Raw genomic sequence first — 20,756 nt, 5'->3', positions numbered from 1 at the left:
AGCATAAAAAAATCCGGCAAGCACAAATGCCTGCCGGATGAGTATTTACCTAGAAGTAAGCGTTGCTTACAAAGTACGTTTTACTTCTTCTTCTTCGATCGCTACTACGGTATCGCCCACCTGAATGTCGGTGAAGTTCTTGATGGTCAAACCACACTCTGTGCCGTTCAATACATCTTTCACGTCGTCTTTGTAACGCTTCAGGCTGCCCAGCTCTGCAAAGCCGCCTTCGGTACGTGGGTAGATAAGTACACCATCGCGGTAAAGGCGAATCTTGGCGTCCCGCTTGATTTTGCCCGAGGTAACATAACAACCGGCAACGGTTGCCTTGTCGAACTTGAACACTTCGCGGATTTCCACCGAAGCCACTTCCTTCTCTTCCACCTTGGGTTCCAACAGGCCTTCCATGGCTGCCTTCACATCGTTGATGGCGTTGTAGATAACAGAATATTGCTTGATTTCGATGCCTTCGTTTTCAGCCAGTCGGCCCGCTTGTTGGTTGGGTCGAACGTTGAAGCCGATGATGATGGCGTCGGAAGCACTAGCGAGTGTAACGTCGTTTTCACTTACGGCACCCACACCTTTCAAAATCACCCGCACCACAATTTCTTCGGTGCTCAGTTTTTCCAAGCTATCGCTCAAGGCTTCTACCGAACCATCCACGTCACCTTTGATGATAACATTAAGTTCTTTAAAGTTGCCCAATGCCAAACGACGACCGATTTCATCCAGCGTAATGTGCTTACGGGCCCGCATGCCTTGTTCACGCATAATCTGACCACGCTTATACGCTGCCTGCTTGGCTTCGCTTTCGTCTTCGTATACTTTGAACTTCTCACCCGCTTGTGGTGCACCGTTCAAACCGAGCAACAGTGCCGGAGAAGCCGGACCAGCCTGCTCAATTTTCTGGTTGCGTTCGTTGAACATTGCTTTTACACGACCAAAATACTGGCCACTCACCACAATATCCCCTTGCTTCAAAGTACCATTGAGTACCAACAATGTGGCTACATAACCACGGCCTTTATCCAAGGTAGCTTCGACAATGGTACCGCTGGCTTCGCGGTCGGGGTTCGCTTTCAGGTCGAGAATTTCGGCTTCCAGCAAAATCTTTTCCAACAGCAGGTCAATGTTCAGGCCTTTCTTGGCACTGATTTCCTGACTTTGGAATTTACCGCCCCACTCTTCCACCAGAATGTTCATCTGGCTGAGTTGTTCGTAGATTTTTTGCGGGTTGGCGCCATCTTTATCAATCTTGTTGATGGCAAAAATCATGGGTACGCCGGCCGCTTGTGCGTGGCTGATGGCTTCCCTTGTTTGTGGCATCACCGCATCGTCGGCCGCTACTACAATTACTGCAATGTCGGTTACTTTGGCACCACGGGCACGCATCGCCGTAAAGGCTTCGTGACCGGGCGTATCGAGGAAGGTGACTTTTTTGCCGCTAGCGGTAGTTACTTCATAAGCGCCAATGTGCTGGGTGATACCACCTGCTTCGCCGCTTACTACGTTGGCATTACGGATATAGTCGAGCAATGATGTTTTACCGTGGTCAACGTGACCCATGATGGTAACAATGGGGGCACGTGGTTTCAGTTCTTCCGGATCGTCTACCTCTTCCTCTTCTTCGTCGAGCTGATCTTCGAGACCCACAAATTTTACATCGTAGCCAAATTCGCTGGCTACCAGTTCAATTACTTCTGCATCGAGGCGCTGGTTAATAGACACCATCAAACCGAGGCTGAAACATTTGGCCACTACTTCGGTAGGGCTTACATCCATCAGATTGGCCATTTCACTAGCGCTGATGAATTCTGTTACTTCGATTACGTTGCTATCGTTGTCACCCTCTTGCATTTCGGCCAGTTCACGACGTTTTTCACGGCGGAGTTTGGCCCTGTTTTTACCGGCCTTATTGCCACCGCCGCCGCTGAGGCGAGCCTGTGTTTCGGCCAGTTTTTGTTGGATTTCTTTTTCGTCGATGACGCGGTCTTCTCTACGACCGGCAGGGCCACGATTTTGGCCGGGGCCACCGGGTCCGCTTCTTCTATCGCCGGGGCGATTGCCAGCACCCTGATGACGCTGACCGCCACCATGCTGTCCGCCACCTTGATTAGGGCCACCGGGGCGTTGCTGATTGCCACCCGCACCGCCGGCATTGTTGCCACCACCACCGGTACCGGTAATGGGGATGCGTTTGCGTTTGCGTTTGGCATCATCATTGGCAGCGCCACCGGGCCCGCCGGGGCGAGGCCTTGTATCTGACCGTACAGGCAGTTCGATTTTACCAATGATTTTGGGGCCGCTCAGGCGTTCTGCCTGAATATTTTCAATTACTTTTTCTTCTTCCTTAGCTGGCTCTTCGGCAGCAGGAGCAGGGGCCGCAGCAGGTGCCGCTTCTTGCTTAGGTGCAGGTGCAGCCGGAGCTGGTACGTCAGCAGGTTTTGCAGCAGCAGGGGCTGGTGCTTCTGCCGGCTTTTCAGCAGGTTTTTTAGCCGTTTTCTTCGGACGAGTGCTGGAGTCAATAGCATCCAGATCAATTACACCCAGTACTTTGGGCATTTCAATAGCAGGCGTTTCAGGCTTGCTGGCAGGTGCTGGCGCTACAGGCTCTTCGGCCACAGGAGCAGGGGCCGGCGCAGGTGCTGGTGCTGCTGGCTCGACTACGGGTGCAGCCACCACTGGAGTGGGTTCCGGAGCAGGAGCAGGCGCTGGCGTTGGTTCTGCTACCACAGGCGCTGGTGCGGGAGCCGGAGCGGGAGCTGCAACGGGTGCAGGCGTTTCCTCTACCTGGCTTACCACTTCTTTTTCGGCAGGCTTCTTTTCCTCTTTTTTGAAGCTGATTTCCTCTTCTTCTTTCTTCTTCCGGGCTTCTGCAGTGGCACCTTTGGGCAAATCGATCATGTCGCTTTTTGCCTTGGCCACTTTATCGCTTTGGAATTCTTTCTGAAGCGACAAGTACATTTCTGGTGAAAGCTTGGCTGTAGGCTTCAGGTCATCGCGGTTGAAGCCTTTGCCTGCCAGAAATTCCACCAGGGTATCTTGCCCAATGTTGAATTCTTTGGCTGCTGCTAGTAATCTCGGTAATTTCTGTTCTGACATTCTGTTTCTTATTGCTGCCTGCCGGCGGCTGTTTTGTTGCGGAAACCTGAATCGGGTTTGGCCAGGTATCTGCTATATAATGGTCAAAAGTACGTTGGGTAACCCGGATTGACTATTCCCGTTCAAATTCTTCTTTCAAAATACGCAACACATCTTCGATGGTTTCCTTTTCGAGGTCGGTGCGGCGCTCCAGTTCTTCGGCGCTGAGGTTGAGTACGGCACGGGCAGTATCGCAGCCAATGCGCTTGAACTCATCAATCACCCACATATCAATTTCATCAGAGAATTCTTCGAGGTCGATGTCGAATTCTACGTCTTCGCCTTCGTTGTCGCGGAATACGTCGATGTCCAAGCCGGTGAGTTCGCAAGCCAGTTTGATGTTGACACCACGCTTACCAATGGCCAGGCTTACCTGATCGGCGGGCAAAAACACATCTGCATGTTTTCTGTCGAGGTCAATTTTCATGCTGCTGATTTTGGCAGGCGTCAATGCCCGTTGTACCAGCAGGTTGATGTTATTGGTCCAGTTGATCACGTCGATGTTTTCGTTTTTCAACTCCCGAACGATGCCGTGAATACGGCTACCCTTCATACCTACACAGGCACCTACGGGGTCAATGCGGTCGTCAAGGCTTTCTACAGCAACCTTAGCACGTTCGCCGGGCTCACGTACAATCTTCTTGATGTTGATGAGACCATCGGCAATTTCGGGCACTTCAATTTCGAGCAATTGTGCCAGGAAAGAAGGATGCGTACGGCTGAGGATGATGACAGGCGAGTTGTTTTTGAGTTCCACTTTTTTTACCACAGCACGAACGGGTTCGCCTTTCTTCATGAAGTCTTGTGGAATTTGCTCGCTGCGGGGCAGTACGAGTTCGTTGCCTTCTTCGTCCATCAGCAGGGCTTCTTTTTCCAAGCCTGGTATACTTCAGCACTGATGAGTTCGCCAATACGGTCTTCGTATTTTTTAACCAACAGGTTTTTCTTCAGGTCGCTAATGCGGCTGGCCAAAGTTTGCTTGGCAGCCAAAATGGCCCGGCGGCCGAAGTCGAATAAATCAATTTCTTCAAACAGTTCTTCGCCTACCTCAAAGTCGGGTTCAATTTTAATGGCATCGGTATAAGCAATTTCGGCCAGTGGATCTTGCACTTCGCCATCTTCTACAATCATGCGGTGCCTCAGAATTTCGAGGTCGCCCTTTTCGGCGTTTACAATGACGTCGAAGTTGTCATCGCTACCATACTTTTTGCGAAGGAGTGTTTTAAAAACGTCTTCCACTACCTTCATCAGGGTCGGACGGTCAATATTTTCTGCGTCCTTGAACTCCTGAAACGCCTCAATCAGGTTAATACTTGCCATTGTACTGTTCGATTTTCTGCCGGCGAATGAAACACCGGGGATGGTTAAAATTTAATTTGAACGCTTGCTTCTTTTATTTGAGAAAATGGGATCTCGAGTTGGTTGGTTTCCGCTTTCTTACCCTTGCCACTAGTTACTTCCATCGTAATGCTGTCATCGCCGGCGGCGAGCAATGTACCTGTGAGGATTTGACCGTCGAGCTGTTTTACTTCCAGCAGACGACTCACATTTTTTACATACTGGCGCTGCAACAGCAGCGGTTCGCCTACACCGGGGCTGCTCACTTCCAACGAAAAATCGCCATCAGGATACATGGCCGGATCTTCGATTTCGGCGTACAACTTGCGGTTTACTTTGATGCAATCTTCAATGGTGATGCCATTGTCGCCATCCAAAAACACCTTGATGTTGTTGGTGGGTTTGATTTTTACTTGTACCAAAAAAAAGGATGGCTTGTCTGCCAGCAGGGCATTCACCATGTTTTCAATGCGTACAATTTGTTCGTTTTTTTCCATACCTCTGATTGGTAGAAAGCAAAAGGGAACGGAGTCCGTTCCCTTTCTACTGCTTCATATCCGGTGCAAATGTAGGGAAGCAAGTCGATATCTCCCAAATAATGGGCCTAAAACCTTCTGCAATAATCTAATGCTATGCTATAATTTTTAACGGGTTCACCCCAACGGTTGCGGTTATCTTTGGCCCTGCTATGACCTATGTTTTATGGGCCGTGTTGGCCTTTATACTGTATCGATTTGTAACAGGCTTTTTAATTCCTGTGGTTCGCACTACTTCGCAAGTAAAGAAGCAGTTTAATGCCATGCGCCAACAAATGGAGCAGGCACAACAGCAATATCAGCAACAGGCACAAGGTGCACAGGCTTCACAATCGAGCAATGCCCCTGGCACCAAGGGCAAGTACGACATTGAAGGAGAATACATTCCGTTTGAGGATGTGAAATAAGAAGGACTAGGGTTGAGGTACGAAGGAAGGAGGACTGGGAAGCAGATTTTCGCAGATTAAAATGGATGTTCTCAATTCTACTACTAACATCTGTCATCCAACATCTGCCATCTAATAACTCTTCCCATCAACTGCCAACTATAAACTATCAACTACAAATACTTCGGTAGTTCCTCTTCGAGCAGCAGGCCCGGCGATAGTAATAATGTTTGCAATCCTGCAGCCTCAGCGCCGGCAATGTTTTTGGGTGTATCATCAATAAACAAAGTTGCTGCTGCATGCAAGCCATGCTGCTGCAAAACCGCTTCGTAGCAGGTAACATGTGGCTTACGCAAACCCAATATGTGGGAGTAATGCGCTACATGAAAATGTTCGTCAAAATCGTGGCCAAAGGTTTGCTGATACTGGCTGGTAAATGCTTCGTGGTGAATTTGATTGGTATTGCTCAGCAAAAAAATAGCATGCGATTGTTTTAACGCTGGCAAAACAGCTACGCTTTGCGGTCTAAAGTCTCCAAGCATCGCATTCCACGCATCTCGTATTTGTGCATTGCTTACGTTCAGTCCGGTTTCTGCTCTGAACGCATCATAAAAATCTTCCGGCGATAGTTCGCCTTGTTCGAGCTGTGCAAACAGCGGGTTGGAATACGATTGCTGAAACAATGCATCAAAATCGGCTACGCCCAATGCCATAAAAGCATCCCGGGTTTTGTGGTAATGAATGTCTATGAAAACGCCACCCAGGTCGAAGATGATGTTGCGAACCGCCATGTTATTTTCTTTTGTGCGAAAATAACCACGGCAACAATTGAGGCTCTGCAAAAGCATTATCCCAACTGTTGTGGTTTACACCGGGGTAAATGCTCAATTGCATATCGGCGGTACTGTAATACTGCTGCAAAGCAGTCGCCATGTCTTTGCTCAACTGCACTGGCACTACAGCATCCACATCGCCGTGGTGCAACCAGAATGCTGTCTTCTTCATGTACTTGGCATTGGCCGGATTGGCTCCGCCACAAATAGGAATGGCCGCAGCAAATGTGTTGGGCATGCGTTTCACCAATTCAAACGTACCCATACCACCCATGCTCAATCCCATCACATATTGCTGGTCTTGCTGAATCTTAAATTGTTTGTTCATTTCCCGCACCAGTTGCTGCACCATCAGCATGGCATAAGTAGGTTCAGCTTCTTCCGGAAAAATGAAATCCCGCTTCTTCGTAACACTATCATATACCCACTGCACATTGCTCCAAAATGAATTGGCAGGGCACTGCGGAAATACCACAATGGCCGGAAACTGCTGGCGGATATCGCTACGCAAAAACAACTTGCCGCCATGAGTGAGCTGTGCTTCATTGTTGTTCCCTCTTTCACCGGCGCCATGCAAAAACATCACCAATGGGTAAGCTTTTGTAGGATCATAATTTTCGGGCAGCAACAACCGATAAGGTAAAGTATCGCTACCCATCAGCAGCTGCTTGCGTTGGTACAGGTTCATGTCTTGTGACTGACCCGCCATGGGTGCCAGCATCATCAGCAATACAAAAGCGAGAATATGTTTCATGTTTATGTTTTTTATCGGAATTATTTATTCCAGTAAATACGTTTGGTTTGAACGTCTCTAGAGTTGCCACCGATCATGATATCAAATTCGCCGGCTTCCCAGGTATGTTGCAACTGACTGTTGTAAAATGACAAATCATTCGTAGACACTACAAATGTAAGTGCTTTGGTTTCGCCGGGCTGCAGCATGACTTTTTGAAAATGCTTCAGTTCTTTCACTGGCCTTACCACAGAACCTACCAAGTCACGTATGTAGAGTTGTGCTACTTCTTCACCTGCTGTATTGCTATTGTTTGTTACCGTTACTGTTACCTGTAATACTTCATTTCCCTTCAGGTTTGTTTTCGACAATTGCATGTCGCCGTAGGTAAACCGGGCATACGACAAGCCATAGCCAAACGGAAACTTCGGGCTGTTGGGCAAATCGGTATAGGCCGATACATAAAAGCGGTGCTCATCGTTTTGTGCAGGACGGCCGGTATTGTAATAGTTGTAGTAAATAGGAATTTGTCCTTCGGTGCGAGGAAAGCTCATGGGCAACTTACCCGATGGATTGTAGTCGCCAAACAACACATCAGCCATGGCATTGCCGGCTTCTATACCCAACCACCAAGTGTACACAACTGCAGGCACGTTATCTGCTGTCCAATTAAAAATGAGGGGTCGGCCGGCACTCATCAAAACCACTATGGGTTTGCCTGTTCGGTGAATGGCTTTGATCGATGCTTCCTGTACGGCAGGCAATTGAATATTGCTCTTGCTCTTGGCTTCGCCGCTCCAGTCGCGGCCTTCACCTACCTGCATCACCACTACATCGGCTTGCATGGCCGTTGCTACGGCTACTGCAAAACCCGACGTATCCGTATCATTCAAGTTGCAGCCTTTGGCGTACAGCAATTTTCCATTACTGCCCAGTTTGTTTTGTACGCCTTTGTACAGCGATACAATGCGTACACTATCATCTTCAAAGTCGAAAGACCAGAAACCAAGATTGTCTTTTTGTGATTGCACCAGTGGACCAATCAGAGCAATGGTCTGTTGCTTATGCAGTGGCAGCAAAGGTTTGCCGGCAATGGTATCATTTTTTAGTAGCACAATGCTTTTTGCAGCCATGGTTCGGGCAAAGGCTTTGTGTGCCGGGTTGTCGTATTGTGATTTTTCCCGGGCTTCATCGCTAAAGCGAAATGGATCGTCAAACAAACCCAGTTCAAACTTTTTAATGAGGATTCGTCGTACGGCATCATTCACACGGGCAATGGGCACTTTACCTTCTTGCAGCAATTGCTTCAGGTGATTTTTATAGGCACGGCTTTCCATGTCCATATCATTGCCCGCCAATATGGATTGTTCGGCTGCTTGCTTCAAATCTTTGCTGTAGCCGTGATTGATCATTTCGCCAATGCTGCCCCAATCACTCACCACAAAACCTTTGAACTGCCACTTGCCTTTCAGAATATCTTTTTGCAGCAATGGGTTGCCAGTAGCAGGCACACCATTCAAATCGTTGAAGCTGTTCATAAAGGTGGCCGCACCTGCATCAATGGCGGCTTTAAACGGTGGCAGGTAGGTTTCCCACAACATGCGTTCACTCATGTCTACGCTGTTGTAATCGCGGCCGCCCACAGCAGCACCATAGGCTGCAAAATGCTTGGCACAGGCCAGCACAGAATTGATGCTGCCAATAGCATTTCCCTGAAAACCTTTTACTCTCGCCGCAGCAATCACGCTGCCGAGGTAAGTGTCTTCACCAGCACCTTCCATCACACGGCCCCAGCGGGGATCGCGGCTAATGTCGACCATGGGCGCAAAGGTCCAGTGAATGCCAGCCGCCGAGGCTTCGATGGCGGCAATGCGGGCTGATTGTTCAATAGCAGGTATGTCCCAACTGGCGGCTTCGGCGAGTGGTATGGGAAAAGTGGTGCGGTATCCATGAATTACATCTTGCCCAAACAGGAGCGGTATTTTGAGCCGCGACTGCATGGCTATTTCCTGCAACTGGCGGGTACGGGCGGCACCCATCAAGTTGAGCATGCTGCCCATTTCGCCACGGCGCACCTGGCCTTGTTTATCGCCATCAGGTGTAATGGGGCCGGTGGCAAAATCGCTGCTGAGCTGGTGCAGCTGACCAATCTTTTCATCGAGTGTCATCAGCCGCAATACGGAGTCGGCTTTTTGCAACGCCGTTTTGGGTTGTGCTAAAGCTACAGAAGCTGGCAATGATATTGCAAAGGTTATCCAAGTGAAAAGAGCCAAAGTTTTCATGAGAAATGCATGTTAGATTTTTTAACGCCAACATTTCTGTAAGGTTAATGATGTATACCTTCAAAAATACCAGTTAATGGTATACACTTTCAGCAATAGCATTGCCAAGCAGTTGCTGTGATGATGCTGTTAAATGAACACCATCGGTTGTACACTCACCGACATCTTTAAGAAGTTGAAATGCGTCTACAACTTTTGCATTAAATCTTAAGGCAAGGTCGTTTAGCTCTTTTCTTAGTTGTTGAAGGCGCAAGGTGGCTCCTACAAATTTTCCTGATCCATCTTTTGCTTCATTAATAGGGGCAGGTAATACCAAAATTGTTTTTAAAGCTGGCTGATGGACTTTACTGAATGAAGCTATCTCAGCTAAAAGTTGTTCGCATTTTGAAATGATAATATGCTGGCTATCTGCAAATATGTTTTTAACATCGTTTGTGCCAAGCGATATCACCACTGCATCAAATGAATCGGCAAACAGAGTGAGAGCTTCATGGAGCTGACTCTTGACTAGTCGTAGTTCATTAAGACTCGTGTCGTTGTTATTATCAAATCCAAAAGTACGGCCCGGCTTGCATCGATTTAATATTTGCAAAGAGGGCTGAATATTTTGCATCCAGTTAACCCATCCGTTTGCTGCTGCACCATTACTATCTCCTATGGCAAGCAGCTGTTTATTTCCAAAAGGGTTGTATTGCCCAATGGGTAGCATTTGCAATCCTACAGGCACAATCATTTCATGCTTACCTTCAAATATAACAATTGAAACAGGGCCAGCATTAGCGTAATAGTGAAGGTTTCTTCCTCCGATGCTTCTCGTTGAAGTATGCGTACTCTTTCTTTGAGACAATAATTCAATCATCTTTGAATCGCTAATCTGTAAAGCTTTTTGTTGAGGGAAATAATGGTTTACAATTTTATTATACATCTTCATGCTTTGCGTAATTGGTACAGAACCCAAATACCCATCATGAATGCCAGCGAATAAATGCAGTGTTGCTTTTCTATTTGGAACCTGCTGATAAAAAGGTGATCTTGCTCTTGCCTCTTCAACATTTAGATTATCGGTACTACCAGTACACTGTAGTATATCTTTTGCATATTTTAGCTGTCGCCCTATACTTTCATGGTACCATGTTTCCAAATCACTGATGCCCACCCAACTGCTGAAACTTTTTACCGGGTATTTGAGCTTCATATACGCCTGCATAGCCATAAAACCGCCACCTGAGGTTCCTACAATATGAATTTCATTTGTATCGACCCGCATGTGCTCAATGGCCCATTTTATGGCATCATCAATATCTTGTACAGCAGCCGTGCTACCACAAGCAATTGGCTTATTGTTCGGTCCTCTGAAATCAGGATGAATATAATTCCAATTGCGACGGCTAATTTCGAATGACAAACTATCACTTTGCATATAGTCGCCACTCCAACTGTGCAGGCTTACAATCAATGGTTGTGGCTTAAGTAGTGTACTTGAATAAACAATACTTGGCTGCAGCGTACCATCGAAGGTTGACAATATGGTAACTTTCTTAAATGCAAGCGGCCAGTCTTTACTATCAATATCATCCCATCTTACCTGAGCATCTGATACAAGCACCATTACCAATAGCTTAAGTAATAAAATCCACCTTTTCATAAATTAATGGTTTGAGCCCTGTATGAGTGTCAAAAGATTAAAGCATAACAATTATCAGAAGGCACATCATTATTTACTCATGTATGAGTAAACCCAATAATAAAACTCATTGACAGATCCTTGTTGAGGTGAACGAACAAATTCAATTTGAACTTTGATTGACTTTTTTCCTTTTGTGAATGATGATGGAATTTCGAAGTCACTGTCATACCAGCCATCAACAGTGCCTTTTCCGGTACTCAAGGAAGGAATAACTACATGCCATGGTTTTGGAACCAAGCTGACCGTCAACATATACGTTTGTGGTCTGCACACCATTTCCATTTCTGTTAAGTCTTCGTCTGAGCTTCACACCTTCATTTTGAGGTGCTATTAAAACGTTGAATGTGGTACGCTTATTAAAGGCTTTGCCATCGTCGGTGCAGGCACCATACTGCAGGTTTCGTTCATAGCCATCATACTCGTCTTTCAGTATTCCTTTCCATGTAAGGCCCTCTACCACATAAGCATGTTGCTTTTCGCTAAAGTGATTGCCTACATCTAGTTCGTCGGTCAGCAGTAAGTTGGATTCTCCTTCCGACTTGTAGTAGAAGGTAATTACATCAGTTGAGCCGCCGTTTACAAACTGCGGTTTCATCAGGGAGTATTCGTATGAAATCAAAATTTTTTTATTGAAAATATAGCAGTCATTCAGGTAAATTCTGTAGGCTCCATCGTAGCCATTTACAAGCCCGCCCCAAAGCGGTTTTTGATAAGCACGGCCCGCCCAGCCCTGATTATGGTCGTCTTCGGTACCACTGCCGTGGATTTGGGGCGTTCGGCTATCGTCTATATAGGTAAACTCATCGCCATCCATATCGTACCGGTCACTATAAAAAACAACCCCGGCAACATGGCCCCTGCCACTTTCTTCAAAAGCTACCGACCTGAAACCTAAGGTATCGGGGTCGGCATCGGTAGTACGCTTTACCCTAAAGTAGCCGGTTTTACTTTTGTCGTAAGCCAAAACGGCCGATGGCTTTACCCAAACTTTGCAGGTCAGGTTGTCAATATCGGTAGCAGACTGGTTTTCCAGTACTATGCGGGCCGATTTCCAAAATGGCATGGGCCAGTATGCATATAAGATTCCCGTTTCGGGGTTGAAGCCAAACAGCAGCGTGGTCAGCGATTTGGCCAGCACTTTATCAACCGTGGCACTGTAATCTTTTGCGCCTGCGGCAAAAAAGTAGCCAAGGGGCAGTTCTATAGCGGGGCTGTTGTTGTTGTCCCAATATATTTTCAAGCGGGTGTTAAACAAAGTTTCTTTGGTATAAGGCTTCAGCTGCATTGTAATACCGGCCAGAGAGCCACTGCCTGTTGTAGCAAACAGGGTGGCCGCTACCCCTTTTTTACAGTATTGCTATAAACTACTTGTTTACAACCTTTCAGGTCGTTTGGATTTTCACCCGATTTATTCCATTGCTCAATTACTTTTTCGGAACCGGTATGAGTGTTATCCCATGTATCAATCGGATAATCAGCAGGAAATGACAAAGCTGTGTACTGATACCACTTGGTATCCATTTCCTCAAACGATTTGGCATTGGGCCGCATGGTTACCTTCAGCCTTTTTTATAAGCAAAGGGATAGTAGAGGTTGGCAAAAAGATAGCCTGAATCTACAAAGGCAAGGGGCTCTGTAAAGGGTTTGTTTTTTGTGCCAAAAAAGTCTTTCAGGTGCATGTTTATCCTTGGCTCTTTTTCATCATCAAAATAATAACAGATGTTGGCATCGGCCCTTGGTTGGTTGGGTTCGCCCCAAGCCAGCCAGCCATTGGGTATTTTGGAGCGGTCGTACCAGGCGTTCATTTGCTGCCTGTACAGTACACCGGGGCCCATTTCATCGTATATCACATACTCTTTTCGGATACTGCCGTCAGGCATTTTAACAGAGTCTACATACTGCGTAAAAGCTGCCAGAAAATGATGGTCCCAGTTTTTCCCGGTGGCATCGTAGGCAAGAGGCTGCTTTGTTTGGGTTCCGTTGGGAAAAAGTAAAGGAAGCTGTTCCATGTTGTACATGGCAGCAAACCCTGTTCTCATTGCCGCAGAAGATGCTAATGGCTGAGACTTAGCAATTGCGACCCAGCTGATGAAAACAACAAAAAGACTTATCCCAATACAGGATTGCTTGTTGCGCATGGCTAAAACTGTTTAGTTATATTAAAGTTGTTGTATGGTACAAGGAAATGGCATTAATGAGCATACTTGCATCTATCACATTTACCTGACTTGATAAATATGTATGTGCTTGTTTTATGCTGGGGGATACGGGTATCAGTGGCTCCTTGCAAAACTGCTTTGTAGCCATCATCATTAAAAACAGATATTTAAACTATTTGAACTTTACTACTATTGTAGATTTCTGCTTTACATCTACCGAGTTTAATTCAATCATAAACTTATTGTCCCCCTTCATAAGGATATTCACTTTTTTTCCATTGCAAGTGGCTGATACTGGCTTGCGTGAATCGAAGAATTGAAGAGTCCAAAGCCTTTTGGAAGGCATAGACTTGTAAAACCCATTTACTGCATGAATAACAATCGTACTGCTTTGCTCGGTTTCTTTGTTTTCTAACAATGTAGCTGCATACTTTCCACTCAAATACTCATTGCTGATACCATCATCTTCTATCAGCCAAAAGTGCCCATCAGCACCACTGTATATTTGTAGAGCAATGAATTTATTGCTTCCACTTTCTACAGACGAAGCATAGTTTCTCATTGGAATTATCGAACCTGCTTTTACCAACAATGGAATTTGATCTATTGGAGCATTCATATAGTGGTATTGATTGCCAGCTAATACATGGCCTGTCCAGTAATTTATCCAATTGCCTGCCGGCAAATAAACCTGCTGTGTATTGGCATCACGGGTATATACAGGGGCAACCAAAAGTTCATTGCCAAAGGTATACTGGTATGTATGCTTGGGAAACTTGCCTATCATATGGCTGCCTTCTATTCTGCTACGATGAGCATAGCTGTATATGTAAGGAAAGAGTTGCATTCTTAAATGCGCAAACTTTCGAAATAGCGTGTCGGCTCTTTCAGAGTATTTCCAGGGAAGATTGGAAGTAGGATTTTCTGGCTGGCTGAATAATTCAACGATGGGGGTAAACATGGAGAATTGCATCCAACGGATAAACAGCTCTTCAGACGGATGTATGGTTTTGCCCATATCAAAGCCACCCATATCGTTTGTAAGAAATGGTATTGAACTCGTTTTTTTAGAGGGGTCGCTAAACATTGCTATATTTTCTTTGAGTGCCACTTTTGGCACCCAAGAAGGAAAACTTATCAAGGGGTTTTCAGTATTCCAATCAGACCTTGTATCATCAGTCCATTTTGTGGGATAGCGTTTGTACGCTGACCGCTCCTGGCCGCCTGTATGAGATAAGATAAAACCGCGACCCTGCGTTTCTTTACCAAACTCTTGGGTCATTTCAAACATCGTTTTGCATGTATTAATATCTGATGTACGATCTAGTTTAATAAAGTCAGCTCCTTCATCAAAAAAGTGCTTCATCCGCTGTTTGAAATAAGCAACGGCTGCGGGATTATCGAAATTAATATTGCCGTTTAATGTTCCTTTATTGTCTTTTCCAGTTTCAAACATGGCTGTGGTGGTGCTGTTGTTATGCCATGAGTCTTTATTAGTATACACATTTTTAAAAAAGCCTTTGTCGAAAAAGTCTTTAAAAGCCTGTTCATTACCATTTTGTTGTATACAATCCCATACCCAAAAACCGCCTTTTATACCTTGCTGTTGCAGGGTACTCCACATTTCTTTTCTGTTTGGGTAGCTAAGTGTATCGGCTATAAAATCGATGTACTTGTGTGGTCCTTTTCCTTTGTCGCTGTAACTCCAAAACCAACTGTCTATCCAATAAGCATCAATTGGGTACTGATGTTGTTTAATTTCTTTAACCCGTTGAATTGTTTCCTGCTGATTGGTATAGCCGCCATACAATACGCCAAAAGCCCAGGCTGGTGGTAAGATTAAATTGGTATCAACAACAGCCCGCTGTGCAATCAATTGTTGAATTGATTGTGGTTTCTTTTGATATACTCTTACAAAATCAATTTCCATCACAGCTGGAAAAATATCATCATCAATACCATGCTTACCACCCCAGTTGCCACCAATGGCCAAATTGAGAATTAGAAAGAAGGGCTGGTTGAAAGGCCATTCTTTAGTACCCAATTGTTCATTGGGTGTAGTATAGTAAATGTTTCCATCGAGTAGAAAATCAATTTTACTTTCCGACCAATCAATACTATACACATGAAAATCGGAATAAGGGTTTTGAATGTAGGCGCCTTTTCCTCGGTGTGTACCTTTCATGTGGTTGTACGCTTCAGTATGAATTGTGCCATGTATGCTATCGGCATCATAACCTACGTGTTCCATTATGTCAATTTCTCCACAAGCCGGCCAGCGTGTATCTTCATGTATATTACTCCCCAGCATCCATATTGCAGGCCAAGTGCCTTTCCCTTTTGGTAGTTTTGCCCTTACTTCAATTCTGCCGTATGTAAATTCTGCTTTACCAGCGGAAGATAGTCTTGCAGAAGTATATGCTTTCCCTTCTTTGTTTTCTTTTAGTGCGGTTATTTTTAGTGTGCCGTCTTTTACATATGCATTTGCAGGTAAGCCTGAAGTATAATATTGCTTTTCATTATTACCCCAACCACTGGCATTTCCTTTGGTTTCAAAAGTCCACTTAGTTGAATCTGGCAGCCCGGTGTAGTTAAACTCATCTGCAAAAACCAGATACTCTGCCATCGGCTGCGCCATTGTCTTTGAGGCCCACAACATACCCGACAGTATCAAAAAAAATAATTTCATAAAATAGAAAACTTATACAAACAGCATGCTAAATGGCACTACTTAAAAAAAGGAACTGTCAATCAGTAATGGTATTTAACTACTGCAATAAATATTTGGATGTGTGGATGTAGAACTTTGCATACCCACCATTTAATGGGAATAATAATGCGAGGTTGCATACTTAAATGCAGCAACCTCGCATTTCTTTACTTAAGTATCCACATCAGCTTATTTACCTCATCTACGCCTTCGTATTGCCTTTGTATGGCTTCATCTACATTAGCCCTGTTAAAGTTACTTTCAGAAGAAGGGTATAGCCAACGCATAGGGATGGCATTTGTTTTATTTAGATTTAAAGATGTAGCCGGATTAATCGGAAAGTCAGGATAACTTGTTCTTCTGTAGTTATAATAAACTGGTATTGGGTTCTGCATAAAGTTTAAGAAGTACAGCTGCATCCAAATTTGCTTTAACTGATCTGCGGGCAGTGTTTTGAACGCCGCCTCACCTGTAAAATAATTATCAATATAAGCCTGTGTAATTGGCATTGCATGGGCATAATTGCTTTTGGTAGCCATTATAAATGCCAACGCAGCTTTTACGCCTGATTCGTAATACTCTTTTGCTGTACCAGTTGTAATCCATCCCAGCACTCTTGCTTCTGCCAACATGAGTTGCTGCTCAGGGTAACTCATGATTAAGCGAGGGTCTCCTGCAGTTTCAGCAAGGTATCTTGCATTTAAAAGAGAGTACGCATTCTTGCTGTGTCCGAATGTAATATCGTCATAATCATCTGAAACGTTTGCTCCTACATAAGCCGCGGTATCTGACTGTAACAGGCCTCCCGATATTTTAGCCCCTGCAGGTTCTGCATAGTAAAACAATCTACGATCATTGTAGCGCTTAAGATTATCTATCACTGTTGTGCTAACAATAGTGCGGCTTGTAAACAGGTTGTTTGTGCCAGACATAGGGTGAGGATTTGTAGCCGAATAATTAAGCCCCAGATAGCCGGTTGTGGGTGTAAGTAAAAATCCAGCATTCACAATTTCAGCAAACCGTTGTTTTACATTCAGCGTTGATGATTCAGACTTTTTACTCAATGATAACAGCACTTTCAAAGCAAATGCATTAGAAGCCCTGCGCCACTTAGCTGGGTCGCCGGCATAAGGTGAGGGGTCACCATCAAACTTTACTCCATTGGCAAAAAAGGCATCAGCTTCTTTCAAATCATCTAAAATCCCCTTCAACACTTCTTCCTGTGTATCATACTTTACTTCAATCTCGCCGTTTTTTGCTTTGCCCGCTCCAGTGTATGGAATATCACCCACCTTCATGGTTATGTCATAAAACATATACGCTCTGGAAAACTTGGCAAGTCCTTTATATGAGTTTTCCATTACACTTCCTTTGGCATACTCCAGCATGCTTTCAATATTGGGCAGCATAGTCATGGCACCAAAATCGGTAGCACCCAACGCGTTGTATTGCGACGGCATAATGCTTTGGTTGGCAAAAGCTACATATTTAGCCATGCCGTTATCAGACAAATAAGCCATGGCATCTCTGCCCTGAAATTTCAGGTTGCGAAGTATAATATTGGTAGCAAGCATGGCAGAGTTTACATTCTCTGTTGCATCGGGGTTGGTATTGATATCGTCGAACTTGCTGCACCCGGTTATGCTACTGAAAACAGTAACAACAGCAATGATGTATAATAGTGTACGTTTCATGTCAATGATTTTTGTTTTCTCTAATTGGTGTTGCTTGCATCAGTATTAGAAATCGAATCTGAAGTTCATACCGATATACCTCATTGAAGGATCGGCAAAGTTTTCAGAACCGCCATCAATATCTGAATACTTAAACTGCTTAGCCCAGTACAGCAAGTTTTGAGCAACCAATGAAACAGAAATTCCTTTCGCAGCAATTTTTGAAGCCACTTTATTATCAAACTGATATGTGAGTGACAGTTCTCTCAGCTTGAAGAAAGTAGTTGTATACAAATCAACCGGAGAAGGAGAGCCGCCCCAAGCAGTTCCTTTGTGCAACGCTTCTATGTAAGATTTATAAGTGGTATATACATCGTTTGGTGCAAACACCCTTGTATCACTCACTACCTGAAGATTTGCATCGTATACAATGGAGCCTGAAACAACTTTTACACCTTGACCCAAAAAGTTTTTTGACCCTGGAGTTTTAGCATCCAGGTATCTTTCTTCTGTTAATGAGTTCGGATGGTTTCCTGAACGCCACATATACATTTCAGTAATAGACTGTGCAAGGCCGCCAACTCTTCCATCAAAAGCTACATTCAGCGTAAATTGCTTGTAGTTAAAGCTGGAATTGATACCCCAAATCCAGTCCGGATCGGTGTAGCCTGCCAATGATGCAATTGGTTTATAAGTGGGCACACCATTGTTGAATACAATATTTCCCTGATTGTCTGTCTGGTACTCGTTATAAGTATAATAATCGGTACGCTTTCCTACACCAATCCACTCTCTGCCTTTGATGGAATAGGTTGCATCCATTTGTGTGTACTTCTGTACAGAAGTAGCCCAGTTGAGAGCAATATCCCATTTCATGTCTTTCGTTTTTACTGGTGTAGCACCGAGCGTTACTTCTATACCTTGGCGGGTGCGTTCTTCATCATTATTGATGAATACTCCGGTAAAACCTGTAGATGGACTAATACTGGCTGTTTGAATAAAATCATATCCTTTTTTAGAATAGAGCGTTACATCCAATGAAAGTCTGTTTTTTAAGAAGCTGGCATAAGTACCAATTTCTGTAGTGTTGAATGACTCAGCAAAAATATCATCGGGTCGGATGGTGGTGGGGTACGATGCAGTAGGTAGGGTGCCCCACTGATTGGTTGCAATGCCATACACCTGATTAATAGAATAAATGTTGGCGGGCTTTTTATACTGCGTCCAGGAGCCTCTTAATTTCCAGAATGAGAGCAAGCTATTGGTACCTGTAAGTTCAGACAATACTAAGCTACCTGCAACGGAAGGATACAAGAATGAACGGGTTGCTTCCGGCAAGGTAGATACCCAGTCGTTTCTGAAAGTACCTTCTACAAACGCAATGTTTTTCCAGCCAATACCCAACTTACCAAAAAGGCTGTTGGTTTGCCTTTTAGCCACAGAAGATGCTGTAATCACCGGATCTATAGATGCTTTCAGCGAGTAGTACCCCGGTATTGAAAGACCGCCTCTTGTTCTTGCCTCCAAGCCTTCATCTTGCTTGTAATAAATGGAACCACCTACAAAACCATCTATTGAAAAGTCTTTCCATTTTCTGTTGGCAGAAAGGATTCCTTCTGTATTGCTGCTAAAGCCCCGGCTGATGCCCTGGTTATAAGATCCCCGCTGCGCTTCGCCCCATACTTCGGTACCACCAGGTATCATTGTAGTAGCACCTGCCCCTTGAAATGAGCCTTTGGATACCCGTATATTTTGCGTAGCACTGTAGGTATCGTAACCAGTTCTTGCTGTTACTTTCAACCAAGGAAGGATGTCATAATTGAGCGTAATTTGACCGTTGAATAAATCTTTGTTGTAGGTTCTGATACGTTCATACCTGTCGAAAAACGGATTGTTGTTTCCAGCTGTATAGCTGTTGTTTTGTATTTCGTTGGGCACGGTCCAATAGTCTTTATAATCATTGATGTTCCAATCGGGCGAACCCCATATAAGCAGGCCATACATAGGGTCGTAGCCGGTATAGCCGCTAAAACCTAAATTGGGAGAACGGTGATTGTTGTAAGCCAAAGAAGTGGAGAGAGAAAACTTTTTGGAGCGAATGTCACCGCCAACGCTGTAGGTTACTTTATCAAACTTTGAGTTGGGGTAAGTGCCTTTGTTATTTACCCATGTGGCTGATGCTCGAAAACCGCCCATATCGCCACTTTGGGCAATGCTTAGGTTGTTGTTTAAAATAGAGCCCTGTTGCTGAAAGTTTTTGAAATTATTAGCTCCAACCGGTAGGTAAGGCATGGCTTTCATGGTTTTGCTGATTGGATCCCACTGAATAACAGACTGACCTTCGAGTGCTGGCCCCCATGCACCATCGCCGGTGCCTACGTAAGTATTGGTTGCTGTGTTTACCACACGGCCATATTTACCCTGCATTTCGGGTATTGCAAGGTATCCTGCTTCGAACATTGAACTGCTGTTGAAAGAAACAGATAAACCCCTGCCGGCAGCACCCCGCTTGGTAGTAATCATAATGGCTCCATTGCCTCCTCTTTCTCCATACAATGCAGAAGCGGTTGGTCCTTTCAATACGTTGATTGTTTCAATATCATCTGCAGGTACATCTCTGAGTGAAAGACTTCCATAGGGTACGCCATCAATTACTATAAGCGGAGATACTGTTTCGCCCCTTAAAGTAATGTTTGGTTCAGCTGCAAACTCAGGGCTGTTTCGTACCAGCAAGCCTGCTACTCTACCAGTTAGTGAAGTGGCAACATCTACGCCTTTTACTGTTTGCAGGGTGCTGCCTTTTACTGTTTGTGTGGCATAACCCAATGCTTTTTCCTGCCGCTTTATACCCAAAGCAGTAACCACCACATCACCAAGCTCATTGGCAGTATCTACCATTACCAGGTTAACACTCAACCTGTCGCCATTTACTTTTATGGTTTGAGTAGCCTTTCCTATAAAGGAAAAAGTAAGCACATCATTTTTTTGGGCCTCAATAGAAAACTGGCCGAACTGATTGGAAGATGTACCAGCTTGTGTACGATTATTAAGAATAGCAACACCGGGAAGCGGCATGCTTTTTTCATCTTTAATTTGACCGGTAACGGAAAAGGTTTGAGCAAAGGCTCCCGTGGCAAACACTACCATTAACAGCAGCATTATAGCACGATTCTCCAATGATTTTCGGAGTGGTTGAACTAAGATTTTCATATTCGGTTGTTTTGGAAAGTGATAAACAGTCATGCAAATACATTTCTCCAATTCACACCCAGCTCAAA

General features: G+C 44.8%; 15 protein-coding genes. 1 reads left to right on the top strand and 14 read right to left on the bottom strand.

Annotated elements, in window-relative coordinates:
- Positions 1-66: 66 nt before the first annotated feature.
- From infB to rimP, 4 genes are all read right to left on the bottom strand, one after another.
- A complete protein-coding gene (gene infB / locus GLV81_RS00910) occupies positions 67-3,102 on the bottom strand; it encodes a translation initiation factor IF-2 (RefSeq protein ID WP_157476008.1) in 3,036 nt (1,011 codons plus the stop codon).
- Positions 3,103-3,214: 112 nt separating this feature from the next.
- Positions 3,215-4,018 carry a transcription termination factor NusA gene (nusA, locus tag GLV81_RS19730; RefSeq protein ID WP_246186155.1) on the bottom strand — a complete coding sequence of 268 codons (804 nt, stop codon included), beginning with the start codon at positions 4,016-4,018 and terminating at the stop codon, positions 3,215-3,217.
- The gene (locus GLV81_RS19725) at positions 3,997-4,461 is read right to left on the bottom strand and encodes a NusA N-terminal domain-containing protein (RefSeq protein WP_246186154.1); all 465 of its coding nucleotides are present in this window, start codon (positions 4,459-4,461) and stop codon (positions 3,997-3,999) included. The genes nusA and GLV81_RS19725 overlap by 22 nt, the downstream gene beginning before the upstream one ends.
- Before the next feature lie 44 nt (positions 4,462-4,505).
- Positions 4,506-4,976 (bottom strand): ribosome assembly cofactor RimP, encoded by a 471-nt coding sequence (gene rimP, locus GLV81_RS00900; protein ID WP_157476006.1) that lies wholly within the window; start codon positions 4,974-4,976, stop codon positions 4,506-4,508.
- A 191-nt stretch (positions 4,977-5,167) separates the two neighbouring features.
- Here rimP and GLV81_RS00895 point away from each other — a divergent pair, with 191 nt between their 5' ends.
- Entirely contained in the window at positions 5,168-5,422 is a 255-nt protein-coding gene (locus GLV81_RS00895; RefSeq protein ID WP_157476004.1) for a DUF4834 family protein, read from the top strand.
- 152 nt (positions 5,423-5,574) lie between these two features.
- Here the strand turns inward: GLV81_RS00895 and GLV81_RS00890 are convergent, their stop codons facing one another.
- The 10 genes from GLV81_RS00890 to GLV81_RS00845 all read right to left on the bottom strand — a co-directional run bounded on the left by GLV81_RS00890 (position 5,575) and on the right by GLV81_RS00845 (position 20,688).
- Complete coding sequence (locus GLV81_RS00890; protein ID WP_197428820.1) at positions 5,575-6,192, bottom strand: HAD family hydrolase; 618 nt, start codon at positions 6,190-6,192, stop codon at positions 5,575-5,577.
- Between the two features lies 1 nt (position 6,193).
- Positions 6,194-6,988 (bottom strand): carboxylesterase family protein, encoded by a 795-nt coding sequence (locus tag GLV81_RS00885; protein ID WP_157476001.1) that lies wholly within the window; start codon positions 6,986-6,988, stop codon positions 6,194-6,196.
- Positions 6,989-7,008: 20 nt separating this feature from the next.
- A complete protein-coding gene (locus GLV81_RS00880; protein WP_157475999.1) occupies positions 7,009-9,249 on the bottom strand; it encodes a glycoside hydrolase family 3 N-terminal domain-containing protein in 2,241 nt (746 codons plus the stop codon).
- 73 nt (positions 9,250-9,322) lie between these two features.
- A complete protein-coding gene (locus GLV81_RS00875; RefSeq protein WP_157475997.1) occupies positions 9,323-10,894 on the bottom strand; it encodes a GDSL-type esterase/lipase family protein in 1,572 nt (523 codons plus the stop codon).
- A 217-nt stretch (positions 10,895-11,111) separates the two neighbouring features.
- On the bottom strand, positions 11,112-12,176 hold the full coding sequence (locus GLV81_RS00870) for a DUF2961 domain-containing protein (RefSeq protein WP_197428819.1): 1,065 nt from the start codon (positions 12,174-12,176) through the stop codon (positions 11,112-11,114).
- 95 nt (positions 12,177-12,271) lie between these two features.
- A complete protein-coding gene (locus GLV81_RS00865) occupies positions 12,272-12,487 on the bottom strand; it encodes a hypothetical protein (RefSeq protein WP_157475993.1) in 216 nt (71 codons plus the stop codon).
- Between the two features lie 8 nt (positions 12,488-12,495).
- The gene (locus GLV81_RS00860; protein ID WP_197428818.1) at positions 12,496-12,975 is read right to left on the bottom strand and encodes a hypothetical protein; all 480 of its coding nucleotides are present in this window, start codon (positions 12,973-12,975) and stop codon (positions 12,496-12,498) included.
- A gap of 292 nt (positions 12,976-13,267) precedes the next feature.
- The gene (locus GLV81_RS00855; RefSeq protein WP_197428817.1) at positions 13,268-15,784 is read right to left on the bottom strand and encodes a TIM-barrel domain-containing protein; all 2,517 of its coding nucleotides are present in this window, start codon (positions 15,782-15,784) and stop codon (positions 13,268-13,270) included.
- A 188-nt stretch (positions 15,785-15,972) separates the two neighbouring features.
- Positions 15,973-17,499 (bottom strand): SusD/RagB family nutrient-binding outer membrane lipoprotein, encoded by a 1,527-nt coding sequence (locus GLV81_RS00850; RefSeq protein ID WP_157475989.1) that lies wholly within the window; start codon positions 17,497-17,499, stop codon positions 15,973-15,975.
- A 45-nt stretch (positions 17,500-17,544) separates the two neighbouring features.
- On the bottom strand, positions 17,545-20,688 hold the full coding sequence (locus GLV81_RS00845; protein WP_197428816.1) for a SusC/RagA family TonB-linked outer membrane protein: 3,144 nt from the start codon (positions 20,686-20,688) through the stop codon (positions 17,545-17,547).
- Positions 20,689-20,756: the final 68 nt, after the last annotated feature.

The organism is Phnomibacter ginsenosidimutans, from assembly GCF_009740285.1.
Lineage (GTDB): Bacteria > Bacteroidota > Bacteroidia > Chitinophagales > Chitinophagaceae > Phnomibacter > Phnomibacter ginsenosidimutans.
This window is presented reverse-complemented; position numbering and strand designations above follow the sequence as displayed.

Bases quoted from the DNA above. Each gene is read 5' to 3' on its own strand.
- GLV81_RS00855 (WP_197428817.1), bottom strand. From the start codon at position 15,784: ATGAAATTATTTTTTTTGATACTGTCGGGTATGTTGTGGGCCTCAAAG.
- GLV81_RS00890 (WP_197428820.1), bottom strand. From the start codon at position 6,192: ATGGCGGTTCGCAACATCATCTTCGACCTGGGTGGCGTTTTCATAGAC.
- GLV81_RS19725 (WP_246186154.1), bottom strand. From the start codon at position 4,461: ATGGCAAGTATTAACCTGATTGAGGCGTTTCAGGAGTTCAAGGACGCA.
- GLV81_RS00885 (WP_157476001.1), bottom strand. From the start codon at position 6,988: ATGAAACATATTCTCGCTTTTGTATTGCTGATGATGCTGGCACCCATG.
- GLV81_RS00865 (WP_157475993.1), bottom strand. From the start codon at position 12,487: ATGCGGCCCAATGCCAAATCGTTTGAGGAAATGGATACCAAGTGGTAT.
- GLV81_RS00895 (WP_157476004.1), top strand. From the start codon at position 5,168: ATGACCTATGTTTTATGGGCCGTGTTGGCCTTTATACTGTATCGATTT.
- GLV81_RS00845 (WP_197428816.1), bottom strand. From the start codon at position 20,688: ATGAAAATCTTAGTTCAACCACTCCGAAAATCATTGGAGAATCGTGCT.
- GLV81_RS00850 (WP_157475989.1), bottom strand. From the start codon at position 17,499: ATGAAACGTACACTATTATACATCATTGCTGTTGTTACTGTTTTCAGT.
- rimP (WP_157476006.1), bottom strand. From the start codon at position 4,976: ATGGAAAAAAACGAACAAATTGTACGCATTGAAAACATGGTGAATGCC.
- infB (WP_157476008.1), bottom strand. From the start codon at position 3,102: ATGTCAGAACAGAAATTACCGAGATTACTAGCAGCAGCCAAAGAATTC.
- GLV81_RS00880 (WP_157475999.1), bottom strand. From the start codon at position 9,249: ATGAAAACTTTGGCTCTTTTCACTTGGATAACCTTTGCAATATCATTG.
- GLV81_RS00860 (WP_197428818.1), bottom strand. From the start codon at position 12,975: ATGAGAACAGGGTTTGCTGCCATGTACAACATGGAACAGCTTCCTTTA.
- GLV81_RS00875 (WP_157475997.1), bottom strand. From the start codon at position 10,894: ATGAAAAGGTGGATTTTATTACTTAAGCTATTGGTAATGGTGCTTGTA.